At 60.1% G+C, this 22481-nt stretch carries 14 protein-coding genes; 3 read left to right on the forward strand and 11 right to left on the reverse strand.

The annotated features are described in order from the left end of the window. Positions 1-1458: 1458 nt before the first annotated feature. Together groL and CK489_RS13550 are read right to left on the reverse strand one after the other, a co-directional pair. Complete coding sequence (gene groL / locus CK489_RS13545; protein WP_095732645.1) at positions 1459-3099, reverse strand: chaperonin GroEL; 1641 nt, start codon at positions 3097-3099, stop codon at positions 1459-1461. A gap of 81 nt (positions 3100-3180) precedes the next feature. After that, positions 3181-3495, reverse strand: coding sequence for a co-chaperone GroES (locus CK489_RS13550; protein WP_095732646.1), 315 nt, complete (start codon positions 3493-3495; stop codon positions 3181-3183). A gap of 1053 nt (positions 3496-4548) precedes the next feature. Between CK489_RS13550 and CK489_RS13555 the strand changes: the two genes are divergently transcribed. Next, on the forward strand, positions 4549-5196 hold the full coding sequence (locus tag CK489_RS13555; protein ID WP_050404889.1) for an FkbM family methyltransferase: 648 nt from the start codon (positions 4549-4551) through the stop codon (positions 5194-5196). A 704-nt stretch (positions 5197-5900) separates the two neighbouring features. On the opposite strand, the gene CK489_RS13560 is transcribed toward CK489_RS13555, so the two are convergent. From CK489_RS13560 to CK489_RS13585, 6 genes are all read right to left on the reverse strand, one after another. Continuing rightward, complete coding sequence (locus tag CK489_RS13560) at positions 5901-7259, reverse strand: condensation domain-containing protein (RefSeq protein WP_050404888.1); 1359 nt, start codon at positions 7257-7259, stop codon at positions 5901-5903. 18 nt (positions 7260-7277) lie between these two features. Then, positions 7278-8525, reverse strand: a complete 1248-nt coding sequence (locus CK489_RS13565; protein WP_283807269.1) for an MFS transporter — start codon at positions 8523-8525, stop codon at positions 7278-7280. Next, positions 8522-9463: a sulfotransferase family protein gene (locus tag CK489_RS13570; protein ID WP_050404887.1), complete on the reverse strand. Its 942-nt coding sequence runs from the start codon at positions 9461-9463 to the stop codon at positions 8522-8524. Before CK489_RS13570 ends, CK489_RS13565 begins: the two co-directional genes overlap by 4 nt. A 31-nt stretch (positions 9464-9494) precedes the next feature. Next, entirely contained in the window at positions 9495-10802 is a 1308-nt protein-coding gene (locus CK489_RS13575) for an aminotransferase class III-fold pyridoxal phosphate-dependent enzyme (RefSeq protein WP_143278150.1), read from the reverse strand. Positions 10803-10822: 20 nt separating this feature from the next. Continuing rightward, positions 10823-12334, reverse strand: coding sequence for an FAD-dependent oxidoreductase (locus CK489_RS13580; RefSeq protein WP_095732649.1), 1512 nt, complete (start codon positions 12332-12334; stop codon positions 10823-10825). Between the two features lie 1637 nt (positions 12335-13971). Next, complete coding sequence (locus tag CK489_RS13585) at positions 13972-14631, reverse strand: Crp/Fnr family transcriptional regulator (RefSeq protein WP_245350366.1); 660 nt, start codon at positions 14629-14631, stop codon at positions 13972-13974. Positions 14632-15526: 895 nt separating this feature from the next. On the opposite strand from CK489_RS13585, the gene CK489_RS13590 reads away from it, so the two are divergent. Both CK489_RS13590 and CK489_RS13595 read left to right on the forward strand, forming a co-directional pair. Then, entirely contained in the window at positions 15527-15700 is a 174-nt protein-coding gene (locus CK489_RS13590) for a hypothetical protein (RefSeq protein ID WP_244485954.1), read from the forward strand. A gap of 163 nt (positions 15701-15863) precedes the next feature. Then, positions 15864-16109, forward strand: coding sequence for a hypothetical protein (locus CK489_RS13595; RefSeq protein ID WP_050404883.1), 246 nt, complete (start codon positions 15864-15866; stop codon positions 16107-16109). Positions 16110-16158: 49 nt separating this feature from the next. Here CK489_RS13595 and CK489_RS13600 read toward each other — a convergent pair whose 3' ends face one another. From CK489_RS13600 to CK489_RS13610, 3 genes are all read right to left on the reverse strand, one after another. Further along, on the reverse strand, positions 16159-17277 hold the full coding sequence (locus CK489_RS13600) for a branched-chain amino acid ABC transporter substrate-binding protein (protein WP_050626563.1): 1119 nt from the start codon (positions 17275-17277) through the stop codon (positions 16159-16161). An 802-nt stretch (positions 17278-18079) separates the two neighbouring features. Continuing rightward, positions 18080-19792, reverse strand: a complete 1713-nt coding sequence (locus CK489_RS13605; protein WP_095732651.1) for an MFS transporter — start codon at positions 19790-19792, stop codon at positions 18080-18082. A gap of 755 nt (positions 19793-20547) precedes the next feature. Then, entirely contained in the window at positions 20548-21714 is a 1167-nt protein-coding gene (locus CK489_RS13610) for an acyl-CoA dehydrogenase family protein (RefSeq protein WP_050626561.1), read from the reverse strand. Positions 21715-22481 lie beyond the last annotated feature (767 nt).

The following is a 22481-nucleotide window of genomic DNA, read 5'->3' on the forward strand; positions in this document are numbered from 1 at the left end:
GCACCGGCCCTTGGCCCCCAGAGGTGCTAGGGCCGTTTTCCAGCGGACGTCAAAAGGTTGATTGGCAAGCTGCTTGTAGACCCCGAGGCCTTCCTCTCGCTCACTACGTTGCAGGTTATTGCCACAGCATGCTGAGCAATTTGAAGACCGGCGTAAAAATTGAACTTGAGGAAGACGCCGAGGCGTCTTTCGATGTCCGCGTGCGGGATTCTCCCGGCGACTTGATTAGTTCACGCTCGCCGCCGCGTTGCCGTGGAGGCGGTGGCTCGAGCGTGACCCTCTCGAGGAGCAAAGCGGCTCATGAGGCTTTCTCGCGACTGTGTCGTCAAAGTCACCAAACCGCTTAAGCATCGGCCTATGTTCGTCGAGAGCGAGGATCCATGTACGATATATACGTGAACGAACGGAACGACCTTCTCGTCGTTCCTCGGGGCGATTCCATTCCGCTCCATTTTAACAGGAACTGGCGGAAGAAACGTGTCGTACGGTCGGTGAGCGAGCAAATCCGCGAAGACATCCGGACGCACGGCTACCATCGGCGAAATGTTACAGCCAGGCCGCGTATTCGGGGAGCATGCGCGTCCTCTCAGCCGCGCGCTGAAAACGCTCGCTGACAAGGTGGCTTGATCTACAAAAGGAGAGTTCATCCGCATCTTGGTGCAGGCGGTCATAGGCTTCATTTGCGAACCTCGGCCTCAGCGGGGATTCCCCGCTGGGGTCTCTTCATTTGTGAGACTGACGCATCGGATTGGCGGTCTTGCGGCTGCGCTCAGTGCTGGGTTGACTCTGTGGGCTTTGGCCGTTGCTTGTAAAGCCCGGACAACTCGCCGCGCCGCTTGATCTTTGATCAAGCGAACGGCTAGCAGCAGTGGAGTATCTTTGCAGTCTCTTGAGCAAGTTGTTCCTTCGTCAGAGTCCCGCGATCTGCCTGATCGAACACTCAACAGCATCAGTTGCACGTCTTGCTGTTGCGTCGCTCCAGGAGCGATATGTCGATACCAGGAAGATGTGCTGCGAAATTGAAGGATCCGTCCTCTTGAGCGCACTTCACGGCCCGATGGCGACGAGATGTCAGACCGGAGCCAGGAACGGTATCTGGCGCTTCGGACGGCGCGTCAGAATTTGTAAATGTAGGCGGAATGTGAAAGCCGGAGCTTGGCACCGGATCTGCGTCTGCTCAGATGAGGTCTCGAATGAACAGTGGCAGCTTCGTCAGGCGGAATGGCGCGCAGGCCAGGCTTCCGTCACAAGTTGGGCTCCTTTCTTTGCCCTGCCGAGGTGCAGAGCGTCTGACCAGACGGCTTGGTCGGGCCAACCGCTCCTGACATGGATGACCGATGGGGCTTTCGACGCCACCTGCCGACCCGGCTGAAATGGTATCTAGATGGTTCGCCCGAAGCTGAAAACCCTGGCATTCCTGCCAGGGCTCCGCATGTGTCGACCCTCTGATGGACGGCGTCAGAAATCCATACCGCCCATGCCGGCGCCGGGAGGGATTGCGGGACCCGCCGCGACCTTCTTCGGCAGTTCAGCGACCATCGCTTCGGTGGTGATCAGCAGAGCTGCCACGGAGGACGCGTTCTGGACCGCGATGCGCACGACTTTGGTCGGGTCGATGATGCCCTTGGAGACGAGATTGCTGTACTCGCCTGTCTGGGCATCGAATCCGAAAGAATATTGCTCGTTCTCGAGGACTTTGCCGACCACGATCGAGCCGTCTTCGCCAGCGTTGATCGCGATCTGGCGGGCCGGCCAGGACAGCGCCTTGCGCACGATCTCGACGCCGGTCTTCTGGTCGTCGTTCTTGGTGCGCAGGCCCTTGAGCTGCTCCGAGGCACGGAGCAGGGCGACGCCGCCGCCCGGCAGGATACCTTCCTCAACAGCCGCACGGGTCGCGTGCATCGCGTCATCAACGCGATCCTTGCGCTCCTTCACCTCGACCTCGGTCGCGCCGCCGACGCGGATCACCGCGACGCCGCCTGCGAGCTTGGCGAGACGCTCCTGCAGCTTCTCACGGTCGTAGTCCGAGGTGGTCTCCTCGATCTGCGCCTTGATCTGGCCAACGCGGGCGTCGATGTCGGCCTTCTTGCCGGCGCCGTTGACGATCGTGGTGTTCTCCTTGTCGATCATCACCTTCTTGGCGCGGCCGAGCATCTGCAGCGTGACGTTCTCGAGCTTGATGCCGAGGTCTTCCGAGATGGCCTGGCCGCCGGTCAGGACCGCGATGTCCTGCAGCATGGCCTTGCGGCGGTCGCCGAAGCCCGGAGCCTTGACGGCCGCGACCTTCAGGCCGCCACGCAGGCGGTTGACGACGAGGGTGGCCAGCGCTTCGCCTTCGACGTCTTCAGCGACGATGACCAGCGGCTTGCCTGTCTGCACCACGGCCTCGAGCAGCGGCAGCAGCTCGTTCAGCGAGGAGAGCTTCTTCTCGTTGATCAGGATGTAGGCGTCGTCCATCTCAACGCGCATCTTGTCGGCGTTGGTGACGAAGTAGGGCGAGATGTAGCCGCGATCGAACTGCATGCCCTCGACGACATCGAGCTCGGTCTCGAGCGACTTGGCTTCCTCGACCGTGATCACGCCCTCGTTGCCGACCTTCTTCATGGCGTCGGCGAGGAACTTGCCGATCTCGGCATCGCCATTGGCCGAAATGGTGCCGACCTGGGCGATTTCCTCGTTCGAGGTGACCTTCTTCGAGTTCTTCTGGAGGTCGGCCACGACGGCTTCGACCGCGAGGTCGATGCCGCGCTTCAGATCCATCGGGTTCATGCCGGCGGCGACCGACTTGGCGCCTTCGCGCACGATTGCGGCCGCAAGCACGGTCGCCGTGGTGGTGCCGTCGCCGGCCGCGTCGGCAGCCTTGGAGGCGACTTCGCGCACCATCTGGGCGCCCATGTTCTCGAACTTTTCCTCGAGCTCGACCTCCTTGGCGACGGCGACGCCGTCCTTGGTGATGCGGGGAGCGCCGAACGACTTGTCAAGCACCACGTTGCGGCCCTTCGGACCGAGTGTGACCTGCACCGCGTTAGCGAGGATGTCGACACCACGCAGCATGCGGTCGCGCGCGTCTACTCCGAATTTGACTTCTTTGGCTGACATAAACAATTCCTTCGGTTTATTCTCTCATCCTTCGGTGCGCCGAGCAGACGCCCGTCGGGGTGAGGTGTGCGAGTAGCCGGGTCAGGCGGCCTTCTTCTTGGAAAACACGTCGGTGAGAACGCCCATGATGTCGCTTTCCTTCATGATCAACAGCTCCTGACTGTCGAGCTTGACCTCGGTGCCCGACCACTTGCCGAACAGGACGCGATCGCCGACCTGGACGTCGATCGGAATTAGCTTGCCGGTCTCGTCGCGGCCGCCCGGGCCGACGGCGATGACTTCGCCTTGCGAGGGCTTCTCCTTGGCTGTGTCGGGAATGATAATACCGCCAGCGGTCTTCTCTTCAGCGTCGATGCGCCTGACCACGATGCGGTCGTGAAGCGGACGGAAATTCATGCGGACCTCCTGAGCATTTGAACGAGTTGGCGTTTCGCCACATTGCAACAGTATCGGTGATAGCAAGAGCCAGGCCAACGATGAGGAGCGCCCCTTGCCTGCAGTTCGGCTGAATCGCGCGCCTGGACTGCGCGTGTCCTAGGTCGGAAGCAGACGTCATCATGTCTAAAGACAGCCAAGCTGTTGCGAAAATGACATTGCATTTCGTCAACACAACCACATTCCCTCTATACCCTTATCTTGCAGTCTCTGGATGCGCGCCGCGGGTCCCGCGAAGTGAAGGGTAGCGGAACGCAGCGTGACTCGCGGTCGACGGCCCGAATTGGCGTAGCCTTCCGGAACCGAACCGATTCGTCGGGAGCGACCAATGGACTTCGGGGCCCGACCAACTGGGAGGCCGCGTGCCCCGTCGGAGTGGCCGTGATCGATGCCCCCTAGGAGTTCGCGCCGCGCCAATGCTGTTTTCTCCGAGCGCCAGTACATGGATCGGCGAACGTTGCAGTGAGTTCTGCGACCATCATTCAGCGGCGGTCAGCGTGGCCTGAGCGCGCTCTCAGGATTGCCCGGCGTGATCGCGCTCCTTCAGGCCAAACAGCCTAAAAGTCGTCAGCCGAAGATCGTGAGTGCGCGGATCTGGAACGCCGACTATCAGATGGCAGGGCGACATTGGCTGGGCTGCAACTGCGATCGATGGGGATTGGTCGTCGTTGCGCAGGAGCGGTCACTCTGTCCTCGACCACTCTATCGAGATCCGCCGACGGGTAATGCGCCGGCACGACGATGTTTTGAGGAAGACGATCTTTAGTCTGGAGGCGAGGGACCGCACGCTCGTGCACGATTTTCCGATTTACGTTCTTCCGGATAGCTCTGTCGCCCCAGGGCAATTGCTGCGGCTTTCGCCGCGACAGACCCCCCTTTGGTATCGCCGTCCAGATGGCCATGGATAAATGGGGAACGCACATATGAATTATATACGTTGATATGCATTGTGCGGCGGCGTCTGGCATGTGATTGCGGCTTCGAGCACAAATCTCAACTATTGGGGCAAGACCGGTGTCTTCTGTGGAAATACATCAGCACATTGTTTCGCTTCTTGAGAAGTCGGATCCGGTCATCCTCGATATCGGATGCAACGACGGAACTGACACGCAACACTTTCTCAACCTGTGCCCGCAAGCGCAGCTCTACTGCTTCGAGCCTGACCCCAGAGCGATCGCGCGCTTCAGGAAGAAGCTGGGCCCATCTCTCGACAAGGTGAAGTTGCTTGAAATCGCGATCAGCGATCGGAACGGGGTGATCGAATTCCATCCAAGCAATGCAGATGGCGATGCGAAGGAATGGGACCTTTCCGGCTCGATACGCCGCCCGAAAAATCATTTGACTGAGTATGATTGGGTTCGTTTCGATCGTCCTGTCCCGGTTCAAACGCGGCGGCTTGACGATTGGTGCAACGAAGCCGGGCTGAACAGGGTCGATTTCATCTGGATGGATGTCCAGGGAGCCGAAGCCGACGTCATCGCCGGCGGCATGCAGACCGTCAGCAACACGCGCTTCATCTACACGGAATACAGCGACCGCGAGCTTTACGAAGGGCAGCTGTCTTTGCGGGCCATTCTTGACCTGTTACCGTCGTTCGAAGTGGCGGCGCATTATCCGCGCGACGTGGAAGGCGACGTATTGCTTAAAAATACGCGCTTCTAACGGCTACTTGAATACGGCGCTCATTCGTAGCTGCAAGACTGATTTGCGCAGTTTATGCCGCCCAAAGCTGCACAATCAATGATCAATAGGGCGAACAAACGCAGCGGTCGGACAGGCTTGCAAGCGTCCTTTTGTTCTCGGCTGTTATTGCAGATCCCGCCGATGGCGGCCAGGTCGAGGCTTTGGTGAGAGTGTGACAATCACCGGCTTAGCGAGCCGAACCACCGGCGAGTTTGCGGTCAGTCGCCCGAGCCGTTTCAGATGCTTGAACCAGGACTACCAGCCGGCGCTCCAAGCGTTTAAGCGTCTGAACGGCTGCTGTATGTTCTGGGCCTCTTGGAAGCTCGTGCACTCGTTCGAACAAATGCCAAAGCAATTGCATGAGTTCGCGTAGCTCCTTGAGTTGGTCGGACTTCGTCACGCGCTTGGCGCCGCTATTGTTATTTCATGCCGTGAGTTGATGCTCACGCCATCCCTGGCCTCTTCCTTGTTCAAACGGGTCTGCATCTGCGGACAACTTGGTCGTAGCAGGCTCATTTGAAGCTCCCTTTATCCATGCGAGCATAACTGCAGCAGCCGATCGTCCCGTAGGCCTCCTCGGCCGTTCTGGGACGAATTGATCTCACGGCCGAGACTTGGCAAGGACTGTGCCATCGCCAGGCTCAGTGCAACAAACGCAGGTGAGGATGCTGTGCGCCTTTTGGTCAGTTCGAAACTTGCGGCAGCGGACGAGCGCGACTGATGAAATGAGCGTGCGCCGCCACTTCAGCGAGATAATGATCCATCGCGGTTCGCGCGAGGGCGGTGCCGGGGTGACGGAAGTGCACATAAATTCCGTCCTGCCAGCGACTGATCCACAGGTATGTCTCGCAAGCATCAGAACTACGACTGATCATAAATCGTGTCCGCCACTGCGGCCACAGGTCTGACCCGGGCACGGTGCGATTGTCCATATAAGAGACCATGAAACGGTCGCGCAGCGCGGTGCCGAGCAGCTCCATCGCCTTCGGAAATGGCACCTGAGCGGTTTTCTTGGCTCGCTTGAGCTCGAGCCGCGCGGCGCGCAGGAGCTCCGGTAACGTGCCAGCCAGGCGGAAACGCACCGGGCCCATCCCGACATACCATCCTACCGAGCGCATCGAGGGCAGGTCGTACCGCGTGTGAAAGGGGGCAACGGCGAGGAATTCTTGTTGGTCTGCCAGTGTCTTTCCGGCGAGCGCCAGACAGGCGAATAATCCCGTCGTCGCGTTTCCGCCCTGGGACCTGCAGCCGTGATCGAACTCAGCTGCTTGTGCCGCGTCGAGCAGCCACATTCGCCCTGTGCGTTGTAAGGTGCCCTCCGGCGCACCGAGTGGTAGTGGAAAATCCGGCAATTGACCGCCGTTTGCGGCGATCAGTTCGCGCCAGTGAGCGATAGCAGGATGATCATCGGTCAAATCGCCCAGTCGCTCTCGTTCGGATTCAGCGTGGTCCAGATAGCTGCTCACCGGTGCCAGCTCGGGCGCCACTCCGAGGATTGCGGCTGTGTACAGCTCGCGAATTTCGTATGGCACCAAAGCGATGGAATAGGCATCGCTGACGGAGTGGTCGCAGGCCAAGAGGAGGCTTGTCGATGTCGGCCGTGTGATCGTCACGAAGACATATGCTGGCCAGGACACCGGCCTGGTCTCTGCGTCGAACAGCTCTTCCAGCAATTGAACTATTTCATCGCCATCGGCGTAGTCACCGACCACGGTTTTTTCAAGCCTTGCCGCGCCTGGTCCGATCGTGGCACGATGGATTGTCGATCCATCCTTGACCAACCGGCTGCGTAGCGCCTCGTGCCGGTCGACCCAGCCAAGGATCGATTTGGTCAGCGCAGCGCTGTTGAACTCGCCCGGCAAGTCGAAGGCGGTGCCGAGCCAGCCGGGCCGGCCATCGTGCGCAAAGCGAAGGTGGTCTTCCTGAACATGGGACGGACGGCGCGGGTCGGGCCGCCAGCTGACCGGGTCCGGAACGCCGACCCGCCACAGCATCAGCCGACCCGCCTGCCGATCAGTATCGCAAAATTGCTTGATGTCCATGACTGGCCGTCGCGATGGTTACAGGTGCAAGCTGTGCATGCGGCGCAGCGGCGAGCGCCAGATCCAGAGTATCGAGGCAGTGCCAAGCACACTGCTCGCCAGCAACATGGTGCGCAGGCTCGTTGCAGCGGCGGCTGCGCCGCCGACCAGTGCGCCCAACGAGCCCAGTCCCCACACGACGCAGCGGATGCTCGCATTGACCCGGCCTTGCAGGTGCTGCGGGACCAGCCCATATCGAATTGGAACCTGCTGCACGTGGTAGAGTCCTTGGCCAATCCACAGAATGAATTGGGAGAGCGCCACGCATGCCACTGCTGCCCACCAGGGCGCGGTGAGCAGGCCTCCAAGACTCATGCCTGCCGCGCTCACCGCCAAGCCGGTCATTAATACGGGACCAAGCCCAAATGTCCGGCCCGCCCACGGTGAGCCCGCCGCGCCCACCACACCACCGAGAGCGCCGATACCGAGCACCATGCCGACGATTCGGCTGTCGAACTCGAGATTCCTGGTCAGATGCAGGAGAAACGCCGCAGAATACGCGTTGAGCCAAAAGATGAATGTGCCGGTGGCTAGGGTAGCGGCCCTTAAAACCGGATTGCCGAAAACGCTCGCCAACCCTTCTGCCATTTGGACCAGCACAGTGCTCGAGGGGGCCGCTGAGCATGAGGCGGCACGCATCGGCACCAGCGAGAGCAACGCGGCGGCAAGCAGAAATGAGACGGAGTCGGCCAGGATTGCGGTTGGAGCGGAGAAGGCGTTGATGAGCCAGCCGGCCAGAAGCGGACCTGCGGCCATCGCAGTCGCCTGGCTGAACTCCAATGAGCTCTGCGCCCGAACCAGCTGAGACCGGTCGAGGACTGTAGGTATGCACGCCAGATAAGCCACGTCGGCGATCACCGCGGCTATCCCAACCAGCACGGTTGTCACGTACAGCTGAACCATTCCCAGATGTCCAAGGCTGGCGCACAACGGAATGGTGGCGAGCGTTACCGCCATCACCAGATTAGCGGTCAGAAGGATACGTCGGAGCGGGAGACGGTCGACAATGACCCCGGCGAACAGGCTCACGAAAAGGCACGGTGCCCGACCGCAGGCCAGCAAGAGCCCCGCCTGCGCCGGTCCGGCATCCAGTAGCGTAATTGCAGTGAGCGGCAGCGCCAGCATGGTTACGTTGGAGCCCAGCAAGGAAATGGTCTGGCCGACGAGCAGCGCAAGGTAGCTGCTTGGCAGCCGGTGAGGCGCATCAGATCGGCGCCGGCGGCTCACGCGTCGCCAGACGGCGTTGAGGCGGACAGATAACCTAGTCGGGCCAGTTCACTTCCGGCGATCTCCTCGAACTCCGAAATCTCAGCTGGCGTCAAATCTTGGACGTGGCGACCGATCCGCCCCTGATGCAGCGGCTTTCCCGCAGCCTCGGCTGCCGGATGGTCGTGCGGTTGTTCGAACAACGCGTGTTCGTATTCAGCGTGACGCAGCACGGCCTCGTCCCACGGCAAGCCGAGGTGATCCAAAATCGCCGCCAGTGTAGTGTGGGGACTGCTTACAAGGTCCTCGTAACGCACCTCGAGATAACGGCCAGGCGGCGCGATTCTGTGCGGCCGGGACACCACTTCAAACCAACCCTGCGCAGCATCAGCAATTGTTCGGTACCCCCAGTCAGGAACTGTCCTCAGATGAGAGGCGGCAACGTCACGGCCGTCCCGCACGATATGCACGAAATGTGCACGCGGCCACAGGCGGGCGAAGTCATCGACCCGGGTGATTTTCCGCTGCAGTTTCAATCCCCAGCGTTGCGCTCCGCTGCGCGCACGGCGCAACTCACCGATCTCGTTAATGAGATGGCATCGGTCGGCGAACGAGACAATGTCATTGCCCGTGACGACCATGACCTTGCCGACAAGTTCGCGCACGTCATCGAAGTCGAGACCGAAGCGGCGGCACTGCACCACAAAATGCATCCCGTCATACCAGAACGGATCGATTGTGTTCTTGCTTGTGCCCATGCCCCACGAATCGGCGGCCGCAAGCTGATCGATGGCACCAACAATGTGCGGCCCGAGGTTGGGCGGTTCGAGGAAGTCGATCTCTGGCCCGGCTACCAGATCCAGATGCGAGTCGAGCACGATACTCAGCAGGGTGGTGCCCGACCGGTTGTCACCGCCGAGCAGCACCGGCGATGTGGAAAATGTATCCGGCTGCGACATGGCCCTGCTCTCTGTTCGACATGTGTGCTGGTCAGTGGACGGGCGCATTGAACCAGCGCCGAACCGCTCCCGGGGTGGCAACGAAATGATCTCTGGCAAACCGTACTGCAGCTGCGACCGGATCCGGGTCGCGAGCCGGGTTCTCCATGCGGGACAGCGCTGCCGGAAGGGCCTCTCCAGCTGCTTCGACGGCGGCCTGCACATCGGTGTCGGACACTGCTGCCGATGGCATGAAACGCCCGCCATACTGCATCAGGAAGCCCCGAGCCCACATTTCCTGGAAGAAGGCATGGCCAAGCTCGGGGTCAGCAAATACGACGTCGAACATGGTGGGCCAGGCAAACGCCCATGCCGCGGCTTGCTGTCTTGTGAAGACGCCGTTGAGCCCCTTGATCAATTGCTCGCCGACCTCGCGCATCCGGGCCAGCGCGGTCCCGTCGCGCAGGGCGTGCAGGGTGCTCAATGCAGCGGCGAACGGGGTTACTTCGCGCTGGTAGGTGTTTCCCATGTATGTCTTTTCGGCCGCGGCCAGTACGTCCGCCCGGCCCGCGACTGCCGACAGCGCCATTCCGTTCGCCAGTCCTTTACTCAGTGTAATCAAATCGGGCGTGAGGCCGACCGCCATGTGGTACCCGCCAAGCGCGTAGCGGAATCCGGTCATCACCTCGTCAAGGACAAGCAGGGCGCCGTGCCGATGCACCAGTCTCTGCAGTTCCTGATGGTATTCTGGCGGGAAGAAGTTGACCTCCGGGGTGACGATCACCGCGGCGACGCGCTGGACACCTGCCAGCTGATCGAGCAAGTCGAGGTTGTAGCGGAAGTCCACGCTGTCGCGGTCCCGATTGGGCAGCCCCATCTCGGGGCGGTCCTGCAACTGCCAGTCATGCCAGCCGTGATATCCGCTGGTCAGTACATGGTTGATGCCCGTGAACGCGCGGGCAAGGCGCACGGCTGCGGTGGTAGCGCAAGATCCAGTGCGGAAAAACACTGAGCGTTCCGCGACGGGGAAGATCTCCGCCAGCCGTTCGGCCAGTTCGACCCGGTGCACGGACAGCGGTCCGGGCAGAATCCCGCCGGTGCGGCGCATCTCAGCGGCTGCGTGCGCCACGACCGGCTCGTATCCGGCCCCAAGCGGTGCGGCACCGCTACAGGAAGTGAAATCGACGTATTGCTTTCCATTGATGTCCCATGCATGCGCGCCTGACGCGCGCGTCATCACGACCGGAAAACGCCTGTTGAGGTCCCACTTCTGCGAAGCGGTGACGCGCAGGGCGCGTCGCAGTGCCGATCCATGCCCGTCGGTCGCGGTCACGGCGGCAGTAGGCGTGCTGATCGACAAAACCCTCTCCGTTGCGCTCGTTACGTCAGCTGCGTGACTATTCTTCGAGCGATCCGCAGCGCGTTCGCCTGAATGGTGAAGGTCGGGTTGACGCCCCCGGCATAGGGGAAGAAGCCGCCATCCGCGACATAGAGATTGTCGATGTCGTGCACGCGGCCCCAACGGTCAACCACCGATTGTGTCGGATCGCTTCCTGCCCGACAGCCGCCATGCAGATGTCCGCTGCCGAACTGATAATTGGAATCTTGATAATCGACTTGTTTTACCCCTGCCTCGGCCAGCAAGTTCGACGCATGTCGCGACAAGTAGCCTAGTCGGCGCTTGTCGAGGGGGTGGGTCCGGTAATCGAGAATGATCTTGGGCAAACCCAGCCCGTCCCGGCTGGTGGCCAGCCGGACCGTGTTGTTGCGCATGGGCTGATCGGCCGCCAAAAAATGCAGCCGTAGCCTTATCTCGCCGGAATCCGTGCGTTCGGGCTGACTTGCTTCGTAGATCATTCCGCCGAGCCCCGAAGGCGCCTCGTCGTCCAGGTAGTGATCGGACACCGCGACAGTGGAGAAGGGGTGGCCGGACTGGGGCGTGGTCGGCGGATTCAACGTGGTCCTACCGGTCACGTAGCCGCTGATCTTAAACGAGATGCCACTGCCTACCATGCCAGACGCGTTCCCGATGCCGTTGGGCGCTGCCTGTTGCGCCGAGCGTAGGAGCAGGGCGGCAGACTGTACCGCGTTGCCCGCGAGTACAACGCAGCGGGCGCGGACCCGAGCGCGTTGTCGGTTGAGAGTGTCTATCCATTCCACCGCATCGGCGCGACTGACGTTGCCGAGATCGATGCGGACGGCCTTGCTGCCAAGCGCAATCGTCAGCGCGTCCGGCGGCAGGGCGATACCCCTGAACGGCGAGCGTGCGTCGGCCCTCGCGCCGCTCGGGCACAGATGTTCGTTGCATGGTCCCTCGCAGCGACAAGCTGGCCGGCCGCGATATGGGATCGAGTTGATTGCCAATGGAGTGGGGAACGGCAGCCGGCCCAGGCGTGCCCCGGCATCGGCGATCAACTGGCCCTGCAAACTGTATTTGTGCGGTGGCAGAACGGGGGGATCGCTCGGCGGCTCGAGCGGATCCGCTCCGGCCAGGCGGGCTACTCCCACGCGCTGTTCCACCTCATCATAGAATGGGCGTAGGTCCGTGTAGTCGATTGGCCAGCTCGGGTCGAGCGCGTCCCTGGCCACATGCGCTCGTGCGTCAAAATCGATGGCGCGACAGCGGAAGGCTATCCCGGCATACAGAGTCATTCCGCCGCCGAGCGCGCAGACGGTCCACGGACGCCCGAACGGCGTCAACGTTCCTGCCGCAGACTGCACCAGGGCGCTATCCATGCCATTTTGGACGTTCGCCAGCGAAGCGCCGGGAGGAAGTGTTCGTCCCTGCTCGAGAAGAAGTACTCGCAATCCGCGTTGTGCGATCTCGTGAGCGACCGTCGAGCCGCTGGCGCCACTCCCGATTACACATACATCAACAATATCGGCCGTCATTATCCCATCTTCTGGCAACAAATATCGCCGATGCGCTATCGCGCCGTGTTCATTAGAGAGGAAATGCCATCGAACTAAGTCTCATCGCGGGCGTTGGACGCGCGGCTGATTCATGCGATCGCTCCGGATTTCCGGTTTGGCTTCGCTCGTCCGCTAGGGATCATCGCCGTGAGATCGTACAATATGACGCTGCGTGCGATTCAAGCCCTTCGAGGCAGCAATCGCATAAATATGAGCAAGCGGCTTCCGCGAAATGCGATTTTTGAGAGATCTAAGAGCTCTCAAAGCAAATCGACCCACCAGTGCTCCCGATGCGGGTACTAAACACATATTGTCGTGATCGAGAAGGTGCTCGCAAGCGCAGCTTCGCGACGCCATGTGGAAGTTTTAAGGCCGCAGTCACTCGAATGCGTCGATCGGTCACCACTGTCGCATATCATCGTACGAATTGTAAGCGGTTTGATCGCGAGAGACTCAGCCGGTCTGATGGACCCACGAGCAATTCAAATTCGTTCTCAACTCTCCGCAATCATTATACGCCGGCTAGAACGCCTCAAATTACGCTCTTCATGGGCAGCAAAAAAAAGCCCGGCCTGATCGATGGCCGGGCGAAGTCCGTCTGGGGGAGCGAGGCTGCTAAGCATCGCGCCAGCTTCCGTCGACAGAGGGAGGCTGCCGACGGATATTTGCGGCAAGGATTTTACCGCAAATTCAAATTGCGAAGGATCATGTCGGGCAGATCTGGTGTCGAGCGTTCCTCCTTCGCGTCATCTCATAGATGATGGTGGCAACAGTGGAGTTGGTCTCTGCTGCACACATACCGATCGCATCAGCGTCTCATCACGGCAGCAACAGGAAGTCCTTTCGGACTCCCTTGTTAGCTACTCTGAGATGATACAACGTGCCGCCGCGTGCGATTCAAGCTCTTTGAGCTGACCCGCATGCAATTCAAGCCGAGGGCCTTTACAATCAGCTAAGTACCTTCGAGAGGAGCAGACGTACGTGTTGCTCTCGTTCTTTGATAGTCGCGTACTACACCGTGATCGAGACGCGTTGTGCGTCATGTTTTCCACGTGATCTCATGCCTTTTGGCCTTTCCAGAAGCTGACGTGCTTGCTGATTGGCGGCAGAGAATCTTCAGAGCAGCGCACTTTTTGAGCGTCTTGTTAGCCGGCCTAATCACACGGTCGGTGTCGACGATCTCAAATGTGCTATGATCATCTTACCAAGATTGGACGGGGGTGGTCCGAGCATGATGGGCTCGGTGCCCGATCCGAGCATCTTTACCGGGGAGTTGCGCGGCGCGGCTCATTCGGCGGGCATATCACAGCCAAGCGCCAAAGCTGTGCTGGCAACACGGAAATCGCTCTCCCGTGGCCGCGAGCTCCCAACGATTGACGATGCAGATTTTGTGGATCTTGCCGGCGTTCCTCGAAATCCGTCGGCGACACACGTTCGCTGCGCGAGATCGCGACGGGGCGCTGGCCGGGCAAAAAAAATGCCCTGGGGATTCCGCCCACGAGCAATGCATTCGCCTCAAAGCCAATACATACCAGCGCTCGGTCTTACCTGTCGAAAGGTGAACGCCGCCTGTGATGTCTAGGCAAAGCTGCGCAGGCAGCAACGGCCCAAGAAATTCAGCGCATCAGATAGGAGGGACGGAAATCTGCAAGCAACTCGAGTCGATCTCGCTGAATAAGATCAACAGCATGTCCGTTCCATTCAATGAGCTTCCTGCGCCGAAGCTCCTGGATCGTCCGATTCGCGTGTACCGTCGAAAGGCCGCATGCATCGGCGATGTCTTGCTGTGTGAATGGAACATGGAAGCGACCATTGTTCAGAAGCCCGACGAGCTCAAGCCGCGCGGCGATCTCGCAAAGAAGATGAGCAAGCCGGGGCAACGCTTCCCGGGAGCCGAGATTTTCGATCCATTCGCGATAGATCGCCGTGTGAATCAACGTCTCCCGCCAAAACGCATGGGCGAGCGCGGCAGACTTCGCGAGGATTTCCCTGAGGTAGGAGTGGGGTACAAGGGCAATGATGCTGGTGCCGATGCTGCGGAGATCGCGATCCATTTCCGGAAAGTGAAGGGTGTGCAGGTCGGGGATGTCCCCAGGTATATAGAAGGACGTTATCTGGATTCGATCCGATGCCACTCTTTGGCGAGACAGAAAGCCGCCCATCACGACTGCACAGCTCACAGGCCGATCCCCCTGGCGCGCCAGGCACTCGCCAGGAGCGAACCGTTTGATGGTGTGAGGCATGCTTTCGAGCTTAGCTTGGTCTTGCTCGGACAAGCCCGTGACGCTCCGCAGACGCGCAATGAGCATTTGGTGCGGCAAGCAAACCCCGTTCTATCGCCGGGGCACGCCGATATCGACACCTATCCCCACCAGCCATAGCCGCGGCCATTCTGCACGGTTCCCCTTGATGTTCAACGTTTCTCCTACTCCCCTATTCGAGCTTTGCGCGATCTCTAGGGGAGACGCCGGATAGCCCATAAACGCACTGGACGATGACGCTCTGGCTATCCCTGAAAGCTCGACGATAAACCACTTACTTCTGTAGAACGACGAAACATGGTGCGCGATCGCCTGGACCGCCGAGCTGCGGTACCCTCCAACCGGCGTCAAGGCTCACGAGCGTGCAGCCAACGTCGGCTCGACACTGACGCCTTCCGCATCGTGCCTTGGCGGCAGCCGAGCAAAGCAATTGCGGAGCCGGGGCAGCTCATCTGGCTACGCAAGAGTGCATCTGGTTTGCGGTCGATCGTGAGTGAGGGGGGATGCCGTCGAACGGCGGCCGGATCTGAAGCCCCTGAAACACGATCGGCAGACCTTGTCAGCAGGAACGGCGATCGCCTCGTCAGCCTGCGATAGGTTTCGGGGGCGGTGCGCCCTGTCGTCGCCGTGACGTGCAAATCAGGCTGGCAATAGAAATCCGAAGTGATTATTCGCTCCGGCTCCAAGAGGACAAAGCGCGGCCTCCTGGCGCGTCATGCCAGCGAGTTTATGTAAGTACGAAACGGACCGATCTGTAGCGCGGATAACACATTGATCGGCTCGGCGAGACAGTTGGATCGCTTCGTACAGTGTTTCGTGGCGTCGAAAGGCCGATGTTTCCGTACAATTACGGGGCGATAGGGTGTGCTTGAATTGTCGTTCGCGGTTATTTGGTCGGATAGAGGGTCAAATGAATCATGCGGTTGTAAGCCGCTATGAACTGTCGACAACGACAGATGAAGAGCGTGAGCTGCGCTGCAGACGGGAGATAGCGCGTCTCAAACAGCTGGTCGTGCAGCTTTCTGAACTCGTCTTGCGCAATGTCACGCAAAATGCAGAGGGCCGAAAGTCGCAATCCGGCTGACGCGCTCGGCCGTATACCGAATGGTCAATGCGCAGATGATGGACGTTTGACAATAGCCATTATGATCCGCAGCGCGGCGTCCCCCGGGGGAGGGGAGCGGCCCCGCCCTTGTTCTTCTTGGGGCGGGGCCGCGTAATTTCCGGTCGAACCGCTTCATGGATCGATGGACAAGAGTGCGTATCGCACGGAAAATGTGGGTCTGCAGGCTCTCGATCAGCCGTTTCATCTTGTCGATCGCTTGCTCATAGACCTGCGCTATGCAGGTCTAACAAGCTCGATTACCTCCAACCCGGTGGAGGCGTTGAATCTGGAGAGCGCGCCGTGCGTCGATCGGGTAAAGGTCGACGATCAGCGTTTGCAGGCGGTGCCGGCTTTATTTACGGATACCAAGCTGCTCCATCGGCATTGATCATCGCTCCGGGAGACACGCCAGCTTTGATGCGTCGGCCTAAGATGCGTCAAAACGCGCTCGGGTTGGTCTCGCTATAGCCGCCCTTGTCGTCCCACCTGTAAACGACATAGTCGATCTGCTTGATGTCACCCTTGGCATCGTATTCCAGCTTGCCGATCACCGTGTCCCAGGAGCCCGCCTTGATCACGTCCATCACCTTCCTCGGATCCGTGGTGCCGGCTTTGATTGCGGCTTGAACCCAGACCTGCACTGCAGCGTAGGTGTAGAGGGTGTACCCTTCGGGATCGACATTCCTGGCTTTGAACTTACTGACGATGGCAGCCGCCGCTGGCTTGTTGCGTGGGTCTGGCCCGAAAGTGAAAAGCGTGCCCGCTCCAGCTGCGCCGGTGACCGAGGCAAATTCCTTGTCAGCCAGGGCATCACCCGACATCAGTACGGTCTTCAGGCCCTGATCACGCATCTGGCGCAGGATGAGACCTGCTTCCTGATGATAGCCGCCGACATAGACGAGATCGATATTGTCTCGCTTCAGGCGCGAGACAATCGCATTGAAATCCTTGTCGCCCTTGTTATAGGGCTCGTAAATCTTCTCGATGACGCCTGCCTTGTTGAGGGCCCTCTTCGTCTCGTCGGCAAGCCCCCTGCCATAGGTGGTCTTGTCGTTGAGAATGCCGATGTTCTTGCCCTTGAAATGCTTGGCGATATAATCGGCCGCAACCTGCCCCTGCTGGTCGTCGCGGCCGCAGACGCGCGCCACGTTCCATAGCTTGCGCTCGGTGAACAGGGGATTGGTCGAGGCGGGCGTGATCTGCAGTACGTTGCCGTCCGCGTAGGCTTCCGAAGCCGGGATCGACGACGAAGAGCAAAAGTGCCCGGCAACGAATGGAATCTTGGCGGCAGCGATCTTCTCCGCGACAGATCGCGCCTGCTTGGGATCGCAGGCATCGTCCTCGATGTCGAGGACGAGCATCTTGCCGAGTACGCCGCCGGACGCGTTGATCTGCTCCACCGCCATCTCCGCGCCGTTCTTCATTTGCCGGCCGAAGGCGGACTCGCCCCCAGTTATCGGTCCGGCGACGGCGATGGTGATGTCCTCTGCCAATGCCTCGGTGGACAGCGCAATAAGTGCTCCAAGCGCAAAGCCAATCAGCTTGAGTGATGTCATGGATGGTCCTCACAAGGTAAATGCGGCGGCGAGTAAGTCGAGCAAAGCAAAGCGAGCCCGGCGACGGCCAGCGCCTAAAAAGCAGCCGGAGATAAAGTCATGGTCGCGCATCGAACCCCTTCGAGTGCACTGCCATGATGGAGCGACAGCCCACCTTGAGCCGGTGGAGAAACAGTTCCGTCTCGCCGAACCATATAAAGGTTCGAGGAACTATCGGCAGGGAGCTCATCACCCGAAAGCAGTACGAGGACATTTTCCGATGCCGTTCCAGCAGAGTGATAGGCCGGGGCGCGTGCGCAAGGGCGGAGCTAGATCAACGAGCAACGTTAACGTACAAAGCGTCCCGTCTCATTCTCGCAACGCGTTGTCCATTTCATATTGCCCGCCGCTCGTTGAACGCACGGGCTGCCTTGGACGAACACTAGCGGAATCATGCAGTCAGGAAAGTGATAGCTCGGTCCACAACGTACAGAGCCCGCCGCGTCAGGAATGCGTATGCGAGAGGCGGGCTGTCCGGACGGGGAGGGATGAGGCGATCTTTCACACTGTCCCCCATATGAAAACAATCAACATGTGTCACCGATATCGATGGAGGCGGACATAAGCGAGCACAGAGCCGTTTTCGCTGTACTAGCTGCTGGCGCGATCAGTGCTCGAGTGACGCGGCCGGCCTTGGTCATAAGATCGGATTCGCTGGCGGGCCACTCGCACTTTGAACTAGCCGAAGAGCCTGCCCGAAACTCGGCATTCTGCATATTCAAGCACATCCGTTCGCGAAGGTTCCGGGCTTTGGCAAACCGGGTTACTTGGTCGGCCGAAGCGGCCGGCTACGTGCGTTTGCCGCGCTTGCCATCTCGGGCCGCATTTCCGCCCTCGCGTGCTCGGGTGTGTCGTCTTTCCAGCGTACCGAGCCGAATGGCCTTTCCAGCATGCGGCGAACACGTACCGGTGCAGGACCGATGTGGAAGTGAATGGCCCGCCGCTCCAGCGCTCGTTCCGATTGGGTCGGGCGGTTGCGCCAGCGCAAATAATCGAGCCAGGTAGGAAAGTGATAACGTTCGGTCCACAATTCGGGATCGGCGATGTCGCGCGCGATCGACCAGCCATAGGCGCCGTTGCGCTGGCGGGACAATTGCACGTCTTGCATGACGTTGTGAAACGCGCGGGCATTCTCTTGTGCAATCCGGTACTCGATCTCGACGACGAGCGGCCCGCTGCGTCCAGTCAAGGCGAGCCGTACTTCGGGATCGGCGAGCAGCTCGGGCTCTTCGCCGCGCGCGCCGACCCGGGGCATGGGTAGCCAACGGCCGATGAGTGGTGAGGCGAGCATCAGCGCGGCCGACACCAGCAGAGCGGTTTCAACGCCGGCCGCGTCCGTCAGGTGGCCCCACCCCCAGCTGCCGACGGCAATCCCGCCTGAACTCGCCGCCTGATAGGCCGCTAGCGAGCGACCGGTCACCCAGCGTGGCGCCGACAGCTGAACTGCGATGTTGAACACCGCCCATGTCAGCATCCACACGGCTCCTGCCAGGACCAGCGCGGCCGCGGTCAATACCGGCTGACGGCTCAGCGCCACGGCAGCCATCGCCGCGCCCATGGACAATGCACAGGCACGAATCGCAGCTTCGCCGCTCATCTGCCTGCGGATCTCGGCAATGTTCAACGCGCCGACCACGGCCCCCACGCCAAAAGCACCAAGCATGATGCCGTAGGTCTGGGCGTCGCCATGCAACACATCCCGCACCACCAGAGGCATCAGCGCTGTAATCGCGCCGGCTCCAACGCCGGTTACAAGGGTACGAAGCAATACGACCTTGATCGATGGCGAATTGCTGACGTAGCGCACGCCAGATACCATTGCGCGGCTCAATCTTTCAGGCGGCAGGCGTGAGGGGGCGCGGACGCGCTTCCAAAGGAACAACGCGGCCATCAGTGGCAGATAGAGCAGCGCGTTGAGCGCGAATGCGGCCACTGCACCGGCGCTAGCGACCACGACGCCGCCGATCGCGGGGCCGACGCTCCGTGCGATATTGTAGCTGATGCCATTCAGCGCAATGGCCGCAGGTAGCTGCGCTTCCAGCGGCACTTGTTCGCTTACGGATGATTGCCAGGCCGGTCCCATAAGCGCCATGCCGCTGCCGACCACGAAGCAGAGTACGAGCAAGACGTTCGGCGTCGCCAGGCCAAGCCAGGCGGCCACCGTAAGGCCAGTTGCGCCGGCGAGCGCGATGCCAAGCGAAACCAGTGCCACGATGCGGCGATCGTACATATCGGCGATTGCGCCCGCTGGTATTGAAATCAGCATCACTGGTAGCAACAGCGCGGTCTGCACCAACGCCACCTTGTCAGCTGATGACGTCATCTGCGTCATCGCCCAGGCCGCACCTACGCCTTGTATCAAGCTGCCGACATTGGACAGGAGACTCGCAATCCAGATGCGACGGAAGGTCGCGTGCCGCAGAGGCGCCGTGATACTTTCGGCGCTGTGCGACGGGACTTTGATTGAATCGCTCATGTTGGATCGTGATGATCTATCATGATTTGATTCTGGTGCGGATCACAAGGATGTTCCCGACGTGATATCGCCGCGGAATAAGACGCGTCAATCAGATGACGACGTTTCGTTGGCTGCCTGTCTTCCATTCCACTCAGCGCTGTTCATTGGTGACTCTATGCTGCATCCAGCGCATAGCTTAATGGACACGTAGAACAGATGCTGTATCGCCCACGCGCAAAACATTGTACGCAGCGTACAAATGGCGAGTTTGACGAGTGCGGAATCGCTTGTCGGTTGGTAGAGTGAACTGTGATCCTCTTTGCTAACAAGCCGAAAGACCCTGTCACAGCACTATCCATAGTTCATGGGCTTCGCAGCGTTTGATGGACCTTGTTGTCTTTCGGGGCGAGTGGTTGCAACCCAAAATAGGGTAGGCGGCCTCTCCCTATCCCGCACGACCGAGACTGCGGCGAAGGATCTCCATCTTGAACGAAATGCGATGCAACAGATCGAGCAATCCCGGCTCGGCCCGAGAGTTTTTACCTCAATGGCCAAAAGTTTGTCGCAGTCCGGATGAATTGTCAGCTGCGACATTGCCTCCGTGAACACGCGGATTGTTCCCGTAGCCTGGTTCAAGGCTTCCCGCTTGGCTATCTAGTCGCTCGCATAGGCGTCTCACACTTCCGGACGAGTTCTCGGGCGAGCGAGCATGATGCGAAATTCGGCAATCCGTTGTTGCGGGTCGTGCGGAGGTACTCGTGGATGGCCGGCCCTCATGGAAACCCTGCCGGCGCTAAATTCCCGAGCAGGAGACGACCTACGCTCTGAAGTGTTCCTTCGTTCAAGGCTGCGTGCTGTGCAACCACGAAACTGTCGCACATTGCGCGCGCGAGATTGCTTGTGGTATAAAGTGATTGCGTTCCTGCGAGACCGCTCGCGATCTTGCAGACCTCGGCGCTCTGTCGGGCGGCGTTGGTCGCGGCAAGGCGCATCAGGTTTGTCGTATTCGGCAGGACCGCATCCTGCAACGCTTCGTTCCATAGCTCCTCGGTGGCTTCATAGAAGAAGGAGCGTGCGGAGCGCAGCATGGCTTCGGCTCTGGCGGCCTCCAGCTGGACGTAACCGCGCTCTGCCATCACCGGCGCTCCAGTAATTGAAGCGCGGCTCCGGGCCATGCCGATCACCTCGTCTAGCGCGGAGCGCGCAATGCCGATGCCCACAATCGCATGCGCCTGCGCGGCGAAAGTCACGGAAGGATAACGATGGAGGGGCACGTCGAAAGCCGGTGGACCGCCGCGGATCAGTGTCCATTCCTCTGGTACAATAACATTGTCGACAACGATGTCATGACTGCCGGTGCCTTGCAGGCCGATGACCTCCCAATTGGGACGGATAGTTACCTGGTCGGCTGGCATCACGGCTATACGCGCAAGTCCGCCTGTTGGATCATCGTCTAGAGTGATTCCAACGCCAATTAGCTCCGCGCCGGTTGATCCGCTGGCGAAGGGCCACACGCCGTTCACGACAAACCCGGCAGCACTTCGTTGAGCGGGCTGGAGCGGGAAAACTGCACCCGCGTACACCACGTCGGGTCCGTTGGCATATACGCGGCAAAGCGTGTCTTCGGGGAGAGCAGAGAGGTAGCGAGCCCCGTCGCCGAAGCTGGCGACCCAACCGGCCGATCCGTCCGCTTCGGAAATACGCTCGATCAAGCGACAAAAATCTGCAGGCGTTCTCTCGTCGCCGCCAAAACGTTTGGCGGCCAAAGCCCGGTAGACGCCAACGCGTTTGAATGCCTGAATAACGTCGTCTGGAACCTGCTGCGCGCGGGCAAACTCGTTACGGCGCGCGCGGATATCGGCCAGCAGCGGCGACAGATCATCACTTGTTGCAGCTGAAACGTCCGTTTCTGCTGCGATCGTTTCTGGCGGAGCGTTCATGTTTGTCCTCAGTGATAAGACGACCAGCGGTGTAGCCGGTCATGGACGGAGATTGCGAGTGCATGGCAGAGCCGGCCGTATTGGGTGAAGCCCGAGAAGATCGCCGATTGCCGCAGTTGATATTGATCGTGACCAGCCCGCAAGCTCCTTCCTCTCCAAACCGCTTGCCGAGCGGATCGGGTCAACAACACGGTGTTGAGGGGCCCGAATGCTGAACAACACATGGCCATCGGCGCTGCCCTTGAATTTGGACCGGTAAGCAAACAACTGCGGCGGCAGCATCCGTCCTCACCCGTTTGACCAGGACTGCGAGAGCTGGCGATAGCGCTGGCTTCCCATCTCTTCTCAAACAGGGAGTTGTGAGGCCTCACGAACCTGTTGATCCGTTTATCGTCTCACCAGCAATCGATGTGCCATCAAACAGGGCCTGCTAGCTGTGTTTCCCTAAAAGTAAATCGCGTGATACGAGCCGGGTCAGCGGGGTGTTAGCGCCAACTCTGTCTGGTTCCAGCCACATCGTGTCATCAAGCGGACAGGGCGCGAGGTGAATGCAGCGATTCGCCAAGCAAATGACCGAGGCGGGCGCGTCCTCGGTCGAGATTCATCAACAGGCAAAGGCACCCAAGATACAAACCGAGCCAAGAGACTGCGCGACTGCCCGGTGTCCGACACGGCAGCGTCTGCCGGTCCTTGCTGGTGAGATCAGTGCTATATGACAGCTCAGATAGCGATCGGTGTTGGTGCGTGCGGGTGTCCCTATATGTCGC

This window comes from Bradyrhizobium sp. UFLA03-84 (assembly GCF_002289535.1).
Taxonomy (GTDB): domain Bacteria; phylum Pseudomonadota; class Alphaproteobacteria; order Rhizobiales; family Xanthobacteraceae; genus Bradyrhizobium; species Bradyrhizobium viridifuturi.

Excerpts from the sequence above, each read along its gene's own strand:
- CK489_RS13595 (WP_050404883.1), top strand. The coding sequence starts at position 15,864 with ATGGACAAGAGTGCGTATCGCACGGAAAATGTGGGTCTGCAGGCTCTC.
- CK489_RS13600 (WP_050626563.1), bottom strand. The coding sequence starts at position 17,277 with ATGACATCACTCAAGCTGATTGGCTTTGCGCTTGGAGCACTTATTGCG.
- CK489_RS13605 (WP_095732651.1), bottom strand. The coding sequence starts at position 19,792 with ATGAGCGATTCAATCAAAGTCCCGTCGCACAGCGCCGAAAGTATCACG.
- CK489_RS13560 (WP_050404888.1), bottom strand. The coding sequence starts at position 7,259 with ATGGACATCAAGCAATTTTGCGATACTGATCGGCAGGCGGGTCGGCTG.
- CK489_RS13570 (WP_050404887.1), bottom strand. The coding sequence starts at position 9,463 with ATGTCGCAGCCGGATACATTTTCCACATCGCCGGTGCTGCTCGGCGGT.
- groL (WP_095732645.1), bottom strand. The coding sequence starts at position 3,099 with ATGTCAGCCAAAGAAGTCAAATTCGGAGTAGACGCGCGCGACCGCATG.
- CK489_RS13610 (WP_050626561.1), bottom strand. The coding sequence starts at position 21,714 with ATGAACGCTCCGCCAGAAACGATCGCAGCAGAAACGGACGTTTCAGCT.
- CK489_RS13550 (WP_095732646.1), bottom strand. The coding sequence starts at position 3,495 with ATGAATTTCCGTCCGCTTCACGACCGCATCGTGGTCAGGCGCATCGAC.
- CK489_RS13590 (WP_244485954.1), top strand. The coding sequence starts at position 15,527 with ATGAATCATGCGGTTGTAAGCCGCTATGAACTGTCGACAACGACAGAT.
- CK489_RS13580 (WP_095732649.1), bottom strand. The coding sequence starts at position 12,334 with ATGACGGCCGATATTGTTGATGTATGTGTAATCGGGAGTGGCGCCAGC.